The organism is Oceanobacillus salinisoli, assembly GCF_009733865.1.
Taxonomy (GTDB): Bacteria; Bacillota; Bacilli; order Bacillales; family Amphibacillaceae; genus Oceanobacillus; species Oceanobacillus salinisoli.
This window is the reverse complement of record NZ_WOFB01000034.1, coordinates 38913-57443: the sequence shown is the minus strand read 5'-3', so window position 1 is coordinate 57443 and position 18531 is coordinate 38913. Positions and strand designations below refer to the sequence as shown.

Genomic DNA, 18531 nt, shown 5'->3' with positions numbered 1-18531 from the left:
TTGGGGGTTCCCCCTGCGAGAGTAGGACGCCGCCAGGCAGCAGTAAACCTAGGATATTATTGTCCTAGGTTTTTTTGTGCTTGTACAAGGAAAGGGATATCATAAAATACAAAAGTATTGCATACGTTCTTAAATATAGTAAATAGGAGTGTCCTGTTTATAATTGGCTCTTTTCATTCGTTTTGTTTCTTATTAGCTGATTATTTGGAGTAATGGGCAGTCGGACTCCTGCGGCAAAACGTGCAGCTTAAATACCTCGGGAAATGGTTTTCTTCCGATGTGGATAAAGCATTGCCAACGGAAAAGCGATTGCCCTTAGAGGAAATCAACATTGCTCTATGCTATGTCCGGCTTTATAGGTTTTGCGTCAAAAACAACTAATCTTTTTAGTGGGACGAGTAACCACAGTCCACCTTAGAAAGCATCGGTCACTAGGAAAGTATAAATTTACTGAGTTCATATAACTGAAATTTTAACTTCCAATTATAAGAAAAACGACCACAAATGCGCTCGTCGCGTTGCAGCATATTAAATGAGGCAGTGTTCCATGCAAATCAGCTGGAAGATAATTCAAGTAGAAATTTATGCAGTAACTCAAGGAGATACATGCTAAAAGATGATCGAATGCGAGTTTATCTCATAAGTACAACTAATGAATTCGCCTAAGGAGAACGCCAAGGTTTCTGGACAAATACCTGTAATTACATTTAGAAATCAACTAATGCATAAGAGGGGGATACGTATGGAATATCTTAATGAAATATTAGGTGAAGACTTTTCAATAATTGCGATACGACTAATAATTGCTTTAACGTTGGCAGGAATTATCGGATTTGAGCGTGAGGTGAATAATCATTCTGCTGGATTTCGCACTCATATTTTAGTAGGTGTGGGTTCATGCTTAATGATGCTTATGTCTTTATATGGATTTACCGAATTTATCGATAATTATAATCAGGTGCGTTTCGATCCCGCTAGAATCCCTTCCTATGTTATTAGTGGTATTGGTTTCCTTGGAGCAGGTACCATTATTGTTTACGGTGGAACTATTAGGGGACTTACAACTGCCGCCTCTATCTGGACAGTTGCGGGGCTGGGGTTGGTTGTAGGAATGGGCATGTATGGTGCTGCAATTTTAGCGACTTTTATTATTTTAATCAGCCTGATGTTTTTAAATAACTTTGAACGACTGTTTCCTAAAGCACGTACATTTTATTTTATAGATTTTACTATTGAACGAAGCTTGGAAATTAATCGACTAATTAACGTGCTGGAGAAATACAATATTAAATTGAAAATGATTGATATTTCAAATATTGAGGAGAATTTGCGAAAAGTCCATGTAAAGCTGGAACATAATCAAAAAATGAATCATTCTATACTATATGAAGAATTGTCTAACATAAAAGGTGTAATAAACATTTCTGAAATAAATAAATAAATAAATTTTTAAAACCTTACACATATAATTAGGTGTAAGGTTTTGTTTCTAACATTTTTGTCTAAAATAATGAAAAGGTATTTTCATCTCCTGAAAATTGACGTATAATATTAATATAGTCAAAGATAGTCAAAGTCAAAAATGAATGAAAAGCTGACACATACAGCCAGCAAGAGGGGATGGTCAGATGAGTAATATATCAGATATAATCGAACAATATTTAAAAACGGTGTTACAATCAAAAGGACAAAATGCCATTGAAATTAAACGAAGTGAAATTGCAAATCGCTTTCAATGTGTGCCATCGCAAATAAATTATGTGATTAATACCCGCTTTACGCTGGAGAAGGGCTACATTGTAGAGAGTAAGCGTGGAGGTGGCGGGTATATTCGAATTATGCGTGTACGGCATAAAGATAAATCTGAATTGATTGATGAAATTATTCAAATGGTCAATCCAGCGATATCTCAACGGGCTGCCACGGATGTCCTGGATCGCTTATTGGAAGAAAAAATAATAACAGAACGGGAATTAAAAATCATGCTAAGTGCCATAGAACGTACCACGTTAGCATATAACCTTCCATTAAGGGACGAGATACGTGCCAGAATTTTAACAGCGATGTTATCGCAATTAAAATATTTTTAGTTTGAGATGTTGGTTCTTGGGGAATTACTTTTTACCACGTAGTTAAAGGGGGAAGTACAAGTGGAATGTCAAGAATGTCATGAACGTCCAGCTACACTTCATTTTACTCAAGTCATAAATGGTAAAAAAACTGAGATTCGTGTTTGTGAGGTCTGTGCCAAGGAGAAGGGATATGTCAATTATCCGGAAGAAGGGTATTCACTTCATAATTTACTAACAGGGTTATTTAATTTTGATACGACAAAAATGGAAAGTCCTGCTTTTCAGCAAGTGAAAGATTTACAATGCCCACAATGTGGAATGACATTTTCTCAGTTTAAAGAGGCTGGTAAATTTGGCTGTGCAACATGTTATGATACATTTTCTGATAGATTAGACCCTATTTTGCGACGTGTTCATGCGGGGAATACAAAGCATTCCGGAAAAATCCCTAAGCGTGCAGGTGATGACTTACAAATGAAACGACGTCTGCAAAGCTTTAAAGAACAACTGCAGCAATTAATTGAAAAAGAGGCATTTGAAGAAGCGGCAGAAGTAAGAGATAAAATAAAGGCACTGGAAGCAAGACTACGGGACTTAGAAGCAGGTGATAATTCATGACGCTCGAACATTTTATGAATAACGCAATCAGTCCATGGATGCGCGAGGAAGGGCCAGACAGTGATATTGTATTAAGCAGCCGTATACGGTTAGCAAGGAACATAGCTGATATTCCCTATCCACTTTTTGCTGAAGATGAAAAGTTGGCAGAAGTACAATCACTTTTTCAGCAGGAATATGCGAATAAATCATTTCAGGAATATAGTGATTTCCAGTTTATTCTGGTTCGGGATTTATCATCGGTTGAAAAACGCGTTTTAGTAGAGAAGCATTTGATAAGCCCGCATTTAACAAAGCATACAAACGAATCGGCAGCAATGATTTCCGGGAACGAACAGGTTTCCATTATGATAAATGAAGAGGATCATCTTCGCATACAACTCTATTTTCCTGGTTTGCAATTACGACATGCTTTGGAAAAAGCGTTTGTAATAGATGATTGGTTAGAAGAGAAAGTAAATTATGCATTTGACGAAACGAAAGGATATTTAACAACTTGTCCGACAAATGTTGGGACAGGGATGCGTGCATCAGTTATGATGCATCTACCGGCACTTGTTCTCACCAGACAAATCAACCGGATGATGCCGGCTATTAATCAGTTAGGACTAGTGGTTAGAGGTATTTATGGTGAGGGAAGTGAAGCATTAGGAAATATTTTTCAAATATCTAACCAAATTACACTAGGAAAATCAGAAGAAGATATTGTAGAAGATTTAGAAAGTGTGGTTAATCAGTTAATCGAGCATGAACGAAATGCACGGGATGTCATCATGAAAGAATCTCCAATTGCATTGGAAGACCGTATTTATCGTTCGTATGGGGTATTGGCTTATAGTAGAGTAATTGAATCAAAAGAGGCATCCAATTGCATATCAAACGTGCGATTAGGAATAGATTTAGGTATCATTAAAGATACTTCCAGAAATATACTTAATGAACTAATGGTACTCATACAACCAGGATTTCTTCAACATTATGCAAAGAAAACTTTAACACCTCTAGAACGTGATGTATTACGAGCATCACTCATCCGTGAACGTCTACAGTTAGAGAAATAGGAGGGAAGCTATTATGATGTTTGGAAGATTTACAGAGAGAGCACAAAAAGTATTAGCACTTAGCCAGGAAGAGGCAGTACGTCTTGGTCACAACAATATTGGCACGGAGCATATCCTACTGGGGCTTGTTCGTGAGGGAGAAGGTATTGCGGCTAAAGCTTTGCAATCATTAGGGTTGGAGATTAGTCAAATTCAGGAAGAGGTAGAAAAGTTAATTGGTGTAGGAAAACAGCCAATGCAGTCCATCCATTATACACCACGTGCGAAAAAGGTTGTGGAGTTATCCCAGGATGAGGCTAGAAAACTAGGTCATTCTTATGTTGGCACAGAACACATTCTACTGGGACTGATTCGTGAAGGGGAAGGTGTAGCAGCTAGAGTATTAAATAACCTTGGGGTTAGTTTAAATAAAGCTAGACAACAAGTGCTTCAATTATTGGGCAGTAATGAGTCACAGGCAGGTCGTCAGGGTAGAGGCGGACAACAGTCCAGTGCCAATACACCGACACTCGATTCATTGGCTAGAGACTTAACTCAAAGTGCCCGTGATGGAAAAATTGACCCTGTTATTGGCCGGGCAAATGAGATTGAACGTGTCATTCAAGTACTTAGCAGACGAACGAAAAATAATCCTGTTTTAATCGGAGAGCCTGGAGTTGGTAAAACTGCAGTTGCAGAAGGATTGGCACAACAAATCATTGACAATGAAGTTCCAGAAACATTACGGGATAAACGCGTGATGACATTGGATATGGGTACGGTTGTTGCTGGAACGAAATACCGTGGTGAATTCGAAGACCGATTGAAAAAGGTAATGGAGGAAATACGTCAAGCAGGCAATATTATTCTCTTTATTGATGAACTTCATACACTAATTGGTGCAGGTGGAGCAGAAGGGGCTATCGATGCATCCAATATACTTAAACCATCGCTTGCACGTGGTGAATTGCAGTGTATTGGGGCAACAACGCTGGATGAATATCGTAAATACATCGAAAAAGATGCGGCATTAGAACGGAGATTCCAGCCAATCCAAGTGGATCAACCAACAGTGGAAGAAACGATTCAAATTTTGGGTGGACTTCGTGACCGCTATGAGGCACATCATCGTGTTTCCATTACAGATGAATCGATAGAAGCTGCAGCAACACTTTCTGACCGATACATTACAGATCGATTCCTGCCAGATAAGGCGATTGATTTAATTGATGAGGCTGGATCGAAAGTTCGTTTACGTTCTTATACTGTTCCACCTAATTTAAAAGAATTGGAGCAGAAGCTGGAAGAAGTCCGGAAAGAAAAGGATGCAGCTGTGCAAAGTCAGGAGTTTGAAAAAGCTGCATCATTAAGAGATTCCGAACAGCGCTATCGTGAAGAGTTGGAAAAAACGAAAAGTGAATGGAAGGAAAAACAGGGGCAAATGGATTCCGAAGTAACGATGGAGGATATTGCGAGTGTTGTTTCAAATTGGACCGGGGTTCCCGTTTCCAAGTTAACCAAAGATGAAAGTGAACGATTGCTTAACATGGAGGAAACTCTCCATAATCGTGTTATTGGTCAGGATGAAGCGGTAGTTGCGATATCCAAAGCAATACGTCGGGCGCGTGCCGGGTTGAAAGATCCAAAACGGCCGATTGGTTCCTTTATATTTCTAGGTCCAACCGGTGTCGGTAAAACGGAATTAGCACGTGCGTTAGCGGAAGTGATGTTCGCGGACGAGGACGCTATGATTCGGATCGATATGTCGGAATATATGGAAAGACATGCCACTTCCCGTCTTGTTGGTTCACCTCCAGGCTATGTTGGATATGATGAAGGCGGACAATTAACAGAGAAAGTGCGCAGAAAACCTTATTCAGTCGTTTTACTTGATGAGATTGAGAAAGCTCATCCTGAAGTATTTAATATTTTATTACAAGTCTTAGAGGATGGTCGTCTAACCGATTCTAAAGGCCGTGTAGTTGATTTTCGAAATACCATCATCATTATGACTTCCAATGTTGGTGCAAGTGAGCTTAAGCGCAATAAATATGTTGGTTTCACGATTGGTGATGAACAGCAGGAATACAAGGATATGAAATCAAAAGTAATGAACGAGTTGAAAAAGGCATTCCGTCCTGAATTTTTGAATCGTATTGATGAAACGATTGTCTTCCATTCTTTAGAGAAGAAACATATGAAAGATATTGTTTCGCTTATGATTGAGCAATTACAACGTCGCTTAAAAGGTCAGGAAGTCGATTTTACACTGACAGATAAGGCGTTGGAGAAAATTGCAAACGAGGGATTTGATCCTGAATACGGTGCACGTCCACTGCGTAGATCCATTCAAAAAAATATCGAGGATTTACTATCAGAAGAAATGCTGAAAGGGACAATCGAAAAGGGTCAAAAAGTAAAAATTGGTTTAAATAACAAGGGTGAGTTTATTATTCTCTCCTAAGTAACTTCATAAGTGATAACATTGTTATAGATAAAGCTAGAAGAGAATGATTCTTCTAGCTTTTCCTTCATATTTCAGAGGTTTCATTTGTGGCAAAATTGCGGGAAATAAAATGTTGAATTGATAGCAACCTGTAACCTATTTCAGATAAAAATAAGTTAAAATAAGTAAAGGGGAGGAATATAGAATTTGGCGAAACGTAAAACAAAATTTGTGTGTCAGGAATGCGGATATGAATCAGCTAAATGGATGGGCAAATGCCCAGGGTGCAATAATTGGAATACATTAGTAGAGGAAATAGAAGCATCAACCGTTCGGGGAAATCATAGATTTAATGAAGTACACAAAACAGGTAGCAAACCCGAAAGTATTACCGCTATAAAGTCCAAGGAAGAACCGAGAATTACTACTTCGATGAAAGAGTTAAACCGTGTTCTTGGCGGAGGAATTGTGATGGGGTCATTAGTACTCATTGGTGGGGATCCCGGTATTGGAAAATCGACATTATTACTTCAGGTATCTGCTCAGCTGGCAGATAAGCAATTACCTGTTCTTTATATTTCTGGAGAGGAATCGACGCGTCAAACTAAACTAAGAGCAGATCGTTTGGGAATCAGGACAGATCAGCTTTATGTATTATCAGAAACTAATTTATTTGATATTTCAAGACAGATAGAACAAATTAAGCCCTCCTTTGTAGTGATTGATTCAATCCAGACCATTTTTAAGGAAGAGATAACGAGTGCTCCTGGTAGTGTATCACAAGTTCGTGAATGTACAGGTGAATTAATGCGGCTTGCAAAAAACAATAATATTCCAATTTTTATTGTTGGTCACGTAACGAAAGAAGGGGCAATTGCAGGCCCTAGAATGCTGGAACATATGGTGGATGCTGTTCTATATTTTGAAGGAGAAAGGCATCATACGTATCGAATATTACGCGGTGTAAAAAATCGCTTCGGTTCAACAAATGAAATGGGCATATTTGAAATGAAAGAAGAAGGACTTAGGGAAGTAATGAATCCTTCAGAAATTTTTCTGGAAGAACGTTCCCAAGGTACGGCTGGATCAACGGTTGTTGCTTCGATGGAAGGCACACGGCCTGTCCTCGTAGAAATTCAGGCATTAATTTCACCTTCTAGTTTTGGTAATCCGCGGAGGATGGCAACAGGAGTTGACCATAACCGTGTCCCACTATTAATGGCTGTACTAGAAAAACGGGTTGGCTTAATGCTCCAGAATCAAGATGCATATATTAAGGTTGCAGGTGGAGTGAAACTGGATGAACCAGCAATAGATTTGGCCATTGCAGTTAGTATTGCTTCGAGTTTTCGTGATCATCCAACCAAAACGGATGATATTTTTATAGGGGAAGTTGGACTAACTGGAGAAATTAGACGGGTATCCCGTATTGAACAGCGTGTACAGGAAGCAGAAAAACTCGGATTTAAGCGAGTGATTTGTCCTAAAAATAATTTAGATGGTTGGACGCCTCCAGCAGGAATACAGGTTATTGGGGTCCAAACTGTCCAGGAAGCATTGGAAGTGGGCATCCAGCAATAAATGTTACATTTACTCTCTATTCTTAGGCTTTCATTGCATATGCTGAAAAGTCTGACATACGCGCGTCTACACCGGGCAGTCGTGCACCTTAAGGGCAACGCTTTTTGCCTCCTCAGAAGCAAACTACTGCCTGTGGGGTCTTAAAGCTAATAAGCATCTTTAAAAAGCAACTTAAGTCAAAATTAAAATTTTTCAAAATGGAACGTTTATAGCGGATGTGCTATGATTTAATTGTTATTATAAAGCTTTTTTACAATTATTAGGATTATATATTGTATGAACGGTAATAATAGAATCAGGAGGTGAACATATTGTTAAAGATTATTGTTAATCTATTTTTTGTAATTCTTGGAGGTACAATAGGATTCTTATATGTGCCGGATATTATTCGATTATTTGACTTGACAGATGAAAGCTGGGTGACATCCCCATACTTAGGCATGGTATTAGGTGCAATTATATTCTTTCTAATTTCCTATTGGGTAGCTGGATATATCGTGAATTTCCTTAAGTGGATTGAAGAATCACTTATTAAGATTCCAGCAGTAGACTTATTTTTTGGTAGTATAGGATTAATTTTAGGTTTAGTTATTGCATACTTTATCAATATGCCATTGCAGGATATTAATATCGAGATTATCTCACAAGTTTTACCGCTCTTTATTATGATTTTACTAGGTTATTTCGGGTTTCAAGTTGGTTTCAAGCGAAGGGATGAATTTGTAACCTTGCTGAAAACCTCCAAAAAAGAAAAACGAAGAGTTGTAGAAGGAGACGAAACCGAAACAAATAATCCTAGAGTAAAGATATTGGATACAAGTGTTATTATCGATGGGCGAATTGCTGATATTTGTCAAACGAATTTCCTGGAAGGTACAATCGTTATTCCACAATTTGTATTAGGGGAGCTTCAACATATTGCTGATTCTTCGGACGCATTAAAACGAAATCGCGGTCGGCGTGGACTGGATGTACTGAACCGAATTCAAAAAGAATTACCTGTTAATGTTGAAATCTATGAAGGTGATTTTGAAGAGATTCAGGAAGTAGACAGCAAATTAATTAAGCTTGCGAAAGTAATTGATGGAATTATCGTAACGAATGATTTTAATTTAAATAAGGTTTGTGACCTCCAAGGGGTACATGTCCTAAACATTAACGATTTGGCAAATGCGGTAAAACCGGTTGTGTTACCTGGTGAGGAACTTGTGGTACAGGTCATTAAAGACGGTAAGGAACAAAACCAAGGTGTTGCATATTTAGATGACGGCACGATGATTGTAGTGGAAGAAGGCAAAGATTATATTGGCAAGACTATTGAAGTACTCATTACCAGTGTCTTACAAACCTCTGCAGGTCGAATGATTTTTGCAAAGCCAAAATTACTTGAAAAAGCATTATAAAAAGGGTATAACTTATTAAGAGAGCAAAAAGTGATAACAGAATACGTTATCACTTTCCTTTTTGCATGTTAGGAACGTATAAAATTTTAACAAAGATGTATATAGAAGTTAGTTAAGATTTTAAGTGCCAAGTATAAGGAAAACAAGTACATTCGCTAAACAAATAGCGAATGCAATTCTTCTAAAGAGCCAACAATTAGCTAGAAAGGGGAAAATAGCATGGTAAATGATGTTCGTGTACGATATGCTCCAAGTCCAACTGGGCACTTACATATTGGAAACGCAAGAACAGCACTTTTTAATTACTTATATGCAAAACATTTTGATGGCAAATTTATTATTCGTATAGAAGATACAGATGAAAAGCGTAATGTGGAAGGCGGCGAGGAAAGCCAGCTTACATTTTTAAAATGGCTTGGAATCGAATGGGATGAAGGAGCAGATATTGGTGGAGAATATGGGCCATATCGTCAAACAGAGCGTCTAGATATTTATCAAAAATATGTGGATGAACTTTTGGAAAAGGGACTGGCTTATAAATGCTACATGACGGAAGAAGAGCTTGAAGCTGAACGCGAGGAGCAGCGTGCAAACGGGCAAGTTCCTAAATATTCTGGTGCACATCGCGATTTGACACAAGAGCAATGTGCTGCTTATGAAGCGGAAGGACGTAAGCCAAGTATTCGTTTCCGCGTCCCTGAAAATAAAACCTATACGTTCCATGATATGGTTCGTGAAAATATTACTTTTGAATCCAGCGATTTTGGTGATTGGGTCATTGTAAAGAAAAATGGAATTCCTACTTATAACTTTGCTGTTGCGATTGATGATCATTTAATGGGAATTTCCCATGTCCTTCGGGGAGAAGAGCATATTTCCAATACACCAAAACAAATGATGATTTATGAAACATTTGGTTGGGAGCCACCAAAGTTTGGTCATATGACATTAATCTTAAATGAAGAACGCAAAAAACTGAGCAAACGTGATAATCATATTGTACAGTTTATTGAGCAATACAAGGATCTGGGGTATTTACCTGAAGCATTGTTTAACTTTATTTCACTGTTGGGCTGGTCCCCGGTAGGTGAAGAAGAAATCTTTGATAAAGAAACATTAATTAGCATCTTTGACCCTGAGCGTTTATCGACTTCTCCAGCTATTTTTGACCAGCAGAAATTAAAATGGATGAACAATGAGTATATTAAAGCTGCGGATGTTAAAGATGTCATCAAACTGGCTATGCCTTACTTGGTTGACTCCGGGAGACTTTCTGAAGATATGGATGATCAAACAAGAGAATGGGCAGAGAATGTCATTGAACTCTATCGTGAGCAACTGCGTTATGGGCAGGAGATTGTTGAGTTAACAGAGCTGTTTTTCAAAGAAGAGTTAACGCTGGATGAAGCTTCTAAAGAAGTATTAGCCGGAGAACAAGTACCAGAAGTATTGCAAGTATTTACCGATAAATTAATTCATTTGGATGACTTTACGAAGGACTCCATAAAAGCGCAAATTAAAGCAACACAAAAGGAAACAGGTCATCGAGGTAAAAAGCTATTTATGCCTATCCGTGTCGCTACGACAGGACAAATGCATGGTCCGGAACTTCCTATGGCTATTGAATTATTAGGAAAAGAACTTATAGTCTCCCGATTGGATAAAGTTCTTAAAGAAATAGGAGCTTAATCATTCACATTTGCCTTGTAATGTAATATATTATTAAATAAATAGACGAACGTTGATAAGGGAAAGTAAAAAACAAATTCGCTTATACAGAGAAAATCGCCTTGGCTGGAAGTGATTTTAAGCATTGTTTTTGAAGTGCCCCTTGGAGTCTGTTATGGAAATTACAGTACATAACAGCGGTACTCTGCCGTTAATGGAGCACAAGTTGGGAGATAATTTTCTCCAAACAGAGTGGAACCGCGCAAAAAGGCGTCTCTGTGTATCACATACACAGAGACGCCTTTTTTAATATAAGCGGAATAAAGGCAACCACAAGCAACTGGATAATTGTGATGTAATGTAAGTATATTGCCATGATTAAGAAAGGGAGGAGTTAACTGTGGGGATATTTAAACGTATGAAAGAAGACATGGATGTCGTATTTGAACAAGATCCCGCTGCAAGAACGTATGTTGAAGTATTTCTGACTTATTCTGGCTTACATGCAATATGGTCCCACCGAATTGCACATGTGTTTTATAAACGGAGATTGTTTTTTATTGCCAGGGTAATATCACAAATAAGCAGATTTTTTACAGGGATTGAAATCCATCCGGGAGCAAAAATCGGCAGAAGCTTTTTTATTGATCATGGCATGGGTGTGGTTATAGGGGAAACATGTGAAATTGGGGATAATGTAACCATATTCCAAGGTGTAACATTAGGTGGTACAGGAAATGAAAAGGGGAAACGTCATCCGACCATTAAAGATAATGCTCTCATTTCAACTGGAGCAAAGGTGCTTGGTTCGATTACGATAGGTGAAAATTCTAAAGTTGGTGGTGGAGCCGTTGTTGTAAAGGATGTTCCTGATAATTGTACGGTGGTCGGTGTTCCAGGAAGAATTGTTGTTCAAAATGGTATAAGAGTAAGAAGGGATTTAGACCATCATAAAATGCCTGATCCAGTATCAGATCGGTTTAAGCAAATGGAAAAAGAAATGGATGCCTTACGAAATGAAATTGCTAAATTGAAAGAAGGGAGTTCCAAAACAAATGACCATAAAGATTTACAATACCCTAAGCCGTGAAAAAGAGGACTTTAAGCCGCTGGTTGAAGGGAAAGTGAGTATGTATGTTTGCGGTCCTACAGTATATAACTATATTCATATTGGCAATGCCCGTCCCGCAATTGTGTTTGATACAGTACGGAGATATTTTGAATATCAAGGGTATCATGTTGATTATGTTTTAAACTTCACGGATGTAGACGATAAAATCATTAAAGCCGCTAAGGAACTCGGAGAAGAAGTTCCAGCGATTTCAAATAAATTTATTCAAGCTTATTTAGAAGATGTGGATGCATTAGGGGTGAAAAAGGCGACACATAACCCTAGAGTAATGGAAACAATGGATGATATTGTCCGGTTTATTGAATTACTTGTTGAAAAAGGGTATGCCTATGAAGCGGATGGAGATGTTTATTTTAAACCCCGTGCGTTCGAAGGATACGGGAAATTATCCCATCAATCCATTGATGAATTACGTTCGGGAGCAAGAATCCAAGTAGGAGAGAAGAAAGAGGACCCACTGGACTTTGCGTTATGGAAAAAAGCAAAAGAAGGAGAAATATCCTGGGAATCTCCATGGGGGAAAGGCCGTCCTGGCTGGCATATTGAATGCTCAGCGATGGTAAAGAAATATCTCGGAGATACGATTGATATCCATGCTGGTGGACAGGATTTAACGTTTCCTCATCATGAAAACGAAATTGCTCAATCAGAGGCAATGACTGGGAAAACCTTTGCAAACTATTGGATGCATAATGGGTATATTAATATTAACAATGAGAAAATGTCGAAATCATTAGGGAATTTTGTACTGACAAGAGATCTGATTTCCAAGCATGATCCACAAGTGCTTCGCTTTTTCATGCTTAGTGTCCATTATAGAAACCCAATTAATTTTACAGAAGAATTATTACAAAGTGCGCAAAATAGTCTAGAACGAATTAAAACAGCATATCAAAACTTAGAACATCGCAAAGAAAACAGTATGAATCTGGTTGATCATAAAGACGAGTGGATTGAAAAAATAGATAAGCTTAGAAAACGATTTGAGCGAGAGATGGATGATGACTTTAATACGGCCAATGCCATATCTGTACTATTTGATTTAGCGAAGGAAGCAAATGTTTACTTGCAGCTAAAGCAAACATCCACAGAAGTCATTGATGTGTTCCGGGATACGTTACAAAAACTATTAACCGTATTGGGAATTGATGTAAGAGAAGAGAAAGAACTGCTAGATGAGGAAATTGAGAATTTAATCGAAGAACGTAATGAAGCTAGAAAAAATCGCGATTTTCGTCGTGCGGATGGAATTAGGGATATGCTGAAAGAAAAGGGAATTGTTTTAGAAGATACACCACAGGGAGTGCGCTGGAAAAGAGGATAATCGCTATGAAAATCGATGTTAAGCAAATGAAAAGCTTAAGTCTTGCTTATATGGGAGATGCTATTTATGAAGTGTATATCAGAGAACATTTAATCAAAAAAGGCAAAATAAAGCCAAATGATTTACACAGAAGCGCCATTTCATTTGTTTCAGGAAAGGCCCAGGCAGCGGTCGTTCTTAGCTGGTTAGAACAAGGGATTTTAACGGAAGAGGAGGAGCGGGTCGTTGCAAGAGGAAGAAATGCAAAGTCCGGCTCCACTCCTAAAAATATTAGTATACAAGCTTATCGGTATAGTACAGCATTTGAAGCATTGATTGGCTATCATTACTTGATGAAAAATGAAGAGAGATTAGAAGAACTGCTGCAAAAGGCTGTACAATTCATAGAGAGAAAGGAGTGACTGAAAATGGATCAAGAGATGATTATGGGAAAGAACCCCGTAATAGAGGCCTTGAAATCAGGGAGATCTGTGAATAAGGTAATGGTTTCCGAACAATTAAACTCAAACGCACAAGGGAAACTTCAGCATCTTGCAAAAGAAGCTGGAACGATTGTTCAAAAAGTACCGAAAACTAAATTGGATCAGCTTACATCGGAAAATCATCAAGGGGTAATTGCTTATGTTGCATCATACCAGTACGCATCACTGGATGAATTATTTCAACATGCAAAAACAAAAAAGGAAGATCCATTCTTTATTATATTGGACGAGCTGGAGGATCCACATAATTTAGGTTCCATTTTGAGAACAGCCGATGCTGCTGGGGTACATGGAGTGATTATTCCAAAGCGACGTTCTGTTGGTCTAACTGCGACTGTTGCCAAAACGGCTGCTGGAGCCATTGAACATATCCCTGTAGCGCGTGTCACCAATATAGCAAACACCATTGATGAACTAAAGGAAAAAAACGTTTGGGTGGTTGGTACAGAAGCGGAGGCAACCGAGGACTATCGTAAGCTAGATGGTACATTGCCTATTGCACTTGTTATCGGAAATGAAGGGAAAGGAATTAGCAGGCTGGTTAAGAAGAAATGCGATTGGACGGTAAGCCTGCCGATGAAAGGAAAGGTTTCCTCCTTAAATGCATCTGTTGCTTGTAGCTTATTGCTTTATGAAGTCTACCGTAAAAGGTATCCACTGGGTGAACAGTAATGGTCGTTCTCGTAGTGGATGGATATAATATCATTGGAGCATGGGATGAACTGAAGCAACTAAAGGATAACGACATAGGGCAAGCGCGAGATCGTTTGATTGAGCTAATGGCCGAGTACCAATCCTATTCCGGGCACCGTGTAATTATTGTATTTGATGCTTATTATGTACGTGGTATGGAAAGCAAGTTGAAAGAATATAATATTGAAATTATTTACACAAAAGAGAAAGAAACTGCTGATGAGTGCATAGAGAAATTAGTGAAAAAAATAAAAAATATAAAAACACAGGTTTATGTAGCAACATCAGATTACGCAGAGCAGCGGACAATCTTCGGGCAGGGTGCGCTAAGAAAATCAGCCCGGGAATTATATATCGAATTAAGAGATGTAGAACGTCAAATCAGTCAAAGTATTGAAAATCATAAACAAATCAAACCCCACAAAAAGATAGAACTTGATGAAGCAACCTTAAAGAAGTTTGAGAAAATGAGAAGAGGGGAATTGTAATCCGAAAAGCAGATGCCTATAGAAACGGAATTCAATTGTTTGTTTTTTCTATATATTTTTAAAATCAGCTGGTTAGTGTATTGACGGTTGTCTATTCCGGCTGTATAATAATTTTTAAAGTGCACTGCGTGGTTGGGAGGGGCTTTCTTCTTGAATATCGAGCGATTAGACGAAGAGACAAAAAATATACGTTTGCTTGATGATGAAGGAATATTAGCTCTAATTCATCAGGGAAATAGTCATGCTCTTGACTATTTAATACAAAAGTATAAAAACTTTGTAAGAGCAAAAGCACGAACTTATTTTTTAATTGGTGCGGATAAAGAAGATATTGTTCAAGAGGGTATGATTGGTCTTTATAAAGCTATTCGTGATTATGATGGGGACAAGCTTTCTTCGTTTAAAGCGTTTGCTGAGCTTTGTATCACACGTCAAATTATTACAGCAATTAAAACGGCGACAAGGCAAAAACATATCCCGCTCAATTCCTATGTTTCATTGGATAAGCCAATCTATGATGAGGAATCAGACCGCACGCTGTTGGACGTGATTGCTGGCTCCAGAACGGTTGACCCACAGGAGCTATTGATAAATCGGGAGAAGATGGGCGATATGGAGTTGAAACTATCGGAGTTATTAAGTGAGTTGGAAAAGAAAGTACTTCACTTATATCTGGACGGCCGAACGTATCAGGAAATATCCGTGGATTTAAAAAGACATGTGAAATCCATTGATAACGCCCTTCAGCGGGTGAAACGCAAGCTGGAACAGTTATTGGAATCAAATGAAATTAAGTTTTAAACGGCTTGCCCCCTGAATATTGACATATTACGTAATAACATGCTACATTAAGTTAGAAAAACCTCTAAAAATTGGGGTGGAATAATGAGCAAGAAAGTAACTCTAGCGTGTGCAATATGTTCAAGTAGAAACTATTCAACGAATAAAAATGTATCTACGCAGCCTACTCGTTTAGAAGTACGCAAATACTGCAAGATATGTGGAAAACATACATTGCATCGCGAGACAAAATAAAAGAAGTAATCAGCGCATATAGTAGAGTTGGGGGGTACAACTTTGTTTAAATTCTTGAAAAATGTTTCAAAAGAAATGAAAAAAGTTAGCTGGCCTAAGGGCAAGGAATTAACGAACTATACGGTCATTGTTATTACATCCGTAGTATTTATGGCAATCTTTTTCATGATTGTTGATCAATTGATTTCTTTAGGACTAAACTTACTATAATAATTTTTTGAATAATTATGTTATAATTATGCTATAATGTAAATGGATATTCCTGTACACAAAAACCCGCGAAATCGGGTTTTTTAAATTGCTCAAAAATAATTGCTATAAATTGTGTGTTCAAAAGGAGGATGAAGGGACCGAGAAGTTCGAGCTAACGAAGGATTTCGATGTGTCATTTTCACCGGACTTTTTGAACATCCTCTATAATTGTTTTAATATATTAATGCTGTCAAGGGAGGGAAGGGCTTAGTATGCCCTGTTATAATGGAGAAAAAATGGTATGTTGTACATACGTATTCCGGATATGAAAACAAAGTAAAGATGAATTTAGAAAAACGTGTGGAAACCATGGGAATGGAAGATAAGATTTTCCGTGTGATTGTTCCGGAAGAAGAAGAGACGGAAATTAAAAATGGAAAGAAGAAAGTGGTAAAAAAGAAATTTTTCCCTGGGTATGTTTTAACTGAAATGATTATGACAGATGATTCCTGGTATGTTGTTCGTAATACACCAGGTGTAACTGGCTTTGTTGGGTCAAGTGGACATGGTTCCAAACCAACACCGATTTTGCCGGATGAGGTAGATAATTTACTGAAACAAATGGGTGTAGAAGCGCCAAGAGTTGAAGTCGATTTCGAATTAAAGGAAAATGTCCGAGTAAAGGAAGGTCCGTTTACCGACTTCACAGGATCCATTGAGCATATCGATGTGGATAAACAAAAAGTAAAAGTGCATGTAAATATGTTCGGCAGGGAAACCCCAGTAGAACTTGATTTTTCCCAAGTAGAAAAGTTATAGACTGCTTGAGAAGCATTTGCTGTTCCGGTGGGATGAGTAATCGCAGTCCCGATGTTTTAGAGAACAGCCAAATTTTTGGGGTAAACCTTGCATTATTTTTTTATTCATGGTAAAATTCCTATGTTATTCGCACTCTTAGTGAGAGTGTTTAAATATGAGTGGGAGGGGATAAATAGGAACCCCCTATTACCACATCACGGACTTTAAGGAGGTGTGTCTCGTGGCTAAAAAAGTAATTAAAGTAGTAAAATTACAAATCCCGGCTGGTAAAGCAAATCCAGCACCACCAGTAGGGCCGGCGCTTGGTCAAGCAGGTGTTAATATCATGGGATTTTGTAAAGAATTTAATGCGCGTACACAAGACCAAGCGGGTATGATTATTCCTGTAGAAATTACGGTATTTGAAGACCGTTCATTTACATTTATTACTAAAACTCCACCTGCAGCCGTGTTGCTTAAAAAAGCAGCTGGAATTGATACTGCATCAGGTGAGCCAAATCGTAATAAAGTCGCTACATTAAAACGCGATAAAGTAAAAGAAATCGCAGAAACAAAAATGCCTGATTTGAACGCAGCTGATGTTGAAGCAGCAATGCGTATGGTTGAAGGTACTGCAAGAAGTATGGGAATCGTTATCGAAGACTAATGATTCACTAATTATTTAAATACGGTATAGGTTGCGAAAATGTTGCCATTAATCGCAACCTTTTTCGTGAGTGTGATAAATCTTTATCACATGCTTTATAAAAGCTGAACGGCTTTTATAAGTGGGAGGTATTACCGTTATAACCACAATAGAGGAGGAAATAAAATGGCTAAAAGAGGTAAAAATTATCAAGAGGCTGTAAAGCTTGTTGACCGCAGTAAAGCTTATGGCGTTGCGGAAGCAGTTCAATTAGTAAAAGAAACAGCTAAAGCGAATTTTGATGAAACAGTTGAAGTTGCATTTCGTTTAGGGGTAGACCCTAAGAAAGCAGATCAGCAAATTCGCGGAGCTATGGTTTTGCCGCACGGAACTGGTAAAACACAACGTGTACTTGTATTTGCAAAAGGTGAAAAAGCGAAAGAAGCTGAAGCGGCTGGCGCAGATTACGTTGGGGATGCAGAATATATTAATAAAATTAACCAAGGCTGGTTTGAGTTTGATGTGATCGTTGCGACTCCAGACATGATGGCTGAAGTTGGTAAGTTGGGGCGTGTGTTAGGGCCTAAAGGACTAATGCCTAACCCTAAGACAGGAACGGTTACTTTCGATGTAGAAAAAGCTGTTAAAGAAATTAAAGCTGGTAAAGTGGAATACCGTGTCGATAAATCAGCAAACATCCATGTTCCAGTTGGAAAAATTTCATTCGATAATGAAAAACTTGTGGATAACTTTAGTGCGTTAATAGAACAAATTGTAAAAGTTAAACCACAGGCTGCAAAAGGAACATATATTAAAAACGTTTCTATTGCATCGACAATGGGACCTGGAATCAAAGTTGACGTTTCTAATTTCCGTTAATTAGGTATTGACTTTCCCGGTTGGGTTTGCTATA

Annotated in this window: 19 protein-coding genes and 1 other annotated feature; all 19 genes read left to right on the top strand. The window is 38.2% G+C overall.

Features of this window, described 5'->3' with window-relative positions:
• Positions 1 to 742: 742 nt before the first annotated feature.
• The gene (locus GMJ66_RS18475) at positions 743 to 1441 is read left to right on the top strand and encodes an MgtC/SapB family protein (protein WP_156291791.1); all 699 of its coding nucleotides are present in this window, start codon (positions 743 to 745) and stop codon (positions 1439 to 1441) included.
• A gap of 187 nt (positions 1442 to 1628) precedes the next feature.
• On the top strand, positions 1629 to 2090 hold the full coding sequence (locus tag GMJ66_RS18470) for a CtsR family transcriptional regulator (protein ID WP_156291790.1): 462 nt from the start codon (positions 1629 to 1631) through the stop codon (positions 2088 to 2090).
• A gap of 60 nt (positions 2091 to 2150) precedes the next feature.
• Positions 2151 to 2690 (top strand): UvrB/UvrC motif-containing protein, encoded by a 540-nt coding sequence (locus GMJ66_RS18465; RefSeq protein ID WP_156291789.1) that lies wholly within the window; start codon positions 2151 to 2153, stop codon positions 2688 to 2690.
• Positions 2687 to 3751 carry a protein arginine kinase gene (locus tag GMJ66_RS18460; protein ID WP_156291788.1) on the top strand — a complete coding sequence of 355 codons (1065 nt, stop codon included), beginning with the start codon at positions 2687 to 2689 and terminating at the stop codon, positions 3749 to 3751. Before GMJ66_RS18465 ends, GMJ66_RS18460 begins: the two co-directional genes overlap by 4 nt.
• A gap of 13 nt (positions 3752 to 3764) precedes the next feature.
• On the top strand, positions 3765 to 6194 hold the full coding sequence (gene clpC, locus GMJ66_RS18455; RefSeq protein ID WP_156291787.1) for an ATP-dependent protease ATP-binding subunit ClpC: 2430 nt from the start codon (positions 3765 to 3767) through the stop codon (positions 6192 to 6194).
• Positions 6195 to 6383: 189 nt separating this feature from the next.
• Entirely contained in the window at positions 6384 to 7757 is a 1374-nt protein-coding gene (gene radA / locus GMJ66_RS18450; protein WP_156291786.1) for a DNA repair protein RadA, read from the top strand.
• Positions 7758 to 8068: 311 nt separating this feature from the next.
• A complete protein-coding gene (locus GMJ66_RS18445) occupies positions 8069 to 9160 on the top strand; it encodes a PIN/TRAM domain-containing protein (RefSeq protein ID WP_156291785.1) in 1092 nt (363 codons plus the stop codon).
• Between the two features lie 219 nt (positions 9161 to 9379).
• Positions 9380 to 10849 carry a glutamate--tRNA ligase gene (gene gltX, locus GMJ66_RS18440; protein ID WP_156291784.1) on the top strand — a complete coding sequence of 490 codons (1470 nt, stop codon included), beginning with the start codon at positions 9380 to 9382 and terminating at the stop codon, positions 10847 to 10849.
• A 43-nt stretch (positions 10850 to 10892) separates the two neighbouring features.
• Positions 10893 to 11109 (top strand) — a binding site (T-box leader).
• A gap of 125 nt (positions 11110 to 11234) precedes the next feature.
• The gene (cysE, locus tag GMJ66_RS18435; protein ID WP_156291793.1) at positions 11235 to 11918 is read left to right on the top strand and encodes a serine O-acetyltransferase; all 684 of its coding nucleotides are present in this window, start codon (positions 11235 to 11237) and stop codon (positions 11916 to 11918) included.
• Positions 11884 to 13284 carry a cysteine--tRNA ligase gene (gene cysS, locus GMJ66_RS18430; RefSeq protein WP_156291783.1) on the top strand — a complete coding sequence of 467 codons (1401 nt, stop codon included), beginning with the start codon at positions 11884 to 11886 and terminating at the stop codon, positions 13282 to 13284. Before cysE ends, cysS begins: the two co-directional genes overlap by 35 nt.
• Before the next feature lie 5 nt (positions 13285 to 13289).
• Complete coding sequence (locus GMJ66_RS18425) at positions 13290 to 13685, top strand: Mini-ribonuclease 3 (protein WP_156291782.1); 396 nt, start codon at positions 13290 to 13292, stop codon at positions 13683 to 13685.
• A 6-nt stretch (positions 13686 to 13691) separates the two neighbouring features.
• Positions 13692 to 14438, top strand: a complete 747-nt coding sequence (rlmB, locus tag GMJ66_RS18420; RefSeq protein WP_156291781.1) for a 23S rRNA (guanosine(2251)-2'-O)-methyltransferase RlmB — start codon at positions 13692 to 13694, stop codon at positions 14436 to 14438.
• On the top strand, positions 14438 to 14947 hold the full coding sequence (locus tag GMJ66_RS18415) for an NYN domain-containing protein (protein WP_156291780.1): 510 nt from the start codon (positions 14438 to 14440) through the stop codon (positions 14945 to 14947). The genes rlmB and GMJ66_RS18415 overlap by 1 nt, the downstream gene beginning before the upstream one ends.
• Before the next feature lie 150 nt (positions 14948 to 15097).
• Entirely contained in the window at positions 15098 to 15748 is a 651-nt protein-coding gene (sigH, locus tag GMJ66_RS18410) for an RNA polymerase sporulation sigma factor SigH (protein WP_156291779.1), read from the top strand.
• An 84-nt stretch (positions 15749 to 15832) separates the two neighbouring features.
• Positions 15833 to 15982: a 50S ribosomal protein L33 gene (gene rpmG / locus GMJ66_RS18405; RefSeq protein WP_156291778.1), complete on the top strand. Its 150-nt coding sequence runs from the start codon at positions 15833 to 15835 to the stop codon at positions 15980 to 15982.
• Between the two features lie 42 nt (positions 15983 to 16024).
• Complete coding sequence (gene secE / locus GMJ66_RS18400; protein ID WP_121204902.1) at positions 16025 to 16192, top strand: preprotein translocase subunit SecE; 168 nt, start codon at positions 16025 to 16027, stop codon at positions 16190 to 16192.
• 267 nt (positions 16193 to 16459) lie between these two features.
• Positions 16460 to 16993, top strand: a complete 534-nt coding sequence (gene nusG, locus GMJ66_RS18395) for a transcription termination/antitermination protein NusG (RefSeq protein WP_156291777.1) — start codon at positions 16460 to 16462, stop codon at positions 16991 to 16993.
• A 220-nt stretch (positions 16994 to 17213) separates the two neighbouring features.
• Positions 17214 to 17639 carry a 50S ribosomal protein L11 gene (rplK, locus tag GMJ66_RS18390; RefSeq protein WP_156291776.1) on the top strand — a complete coding sequence of 142 codons (426 nt, stop codon included), beginning with the start codon at positions 17214 to 17216 and terminating at the stop codon, positions 17637 to 17639.
• Positions 17640 to 17804: 165 nt separating this feature from the next.
• Complete coding sequence (rplA, locus tag GMJ66_RS18385; RefSeq protein WP_156291775.1) at positions 17805 to 18497, top strand: 50S ribosomal protein L1; 693 nt, start codon at positions 17805 to 17807, stop codon at positions 18495 to 18497.
• The last annotated feature ends 34 nt before the right edge of the window (positions 18498 to 18531 follow it).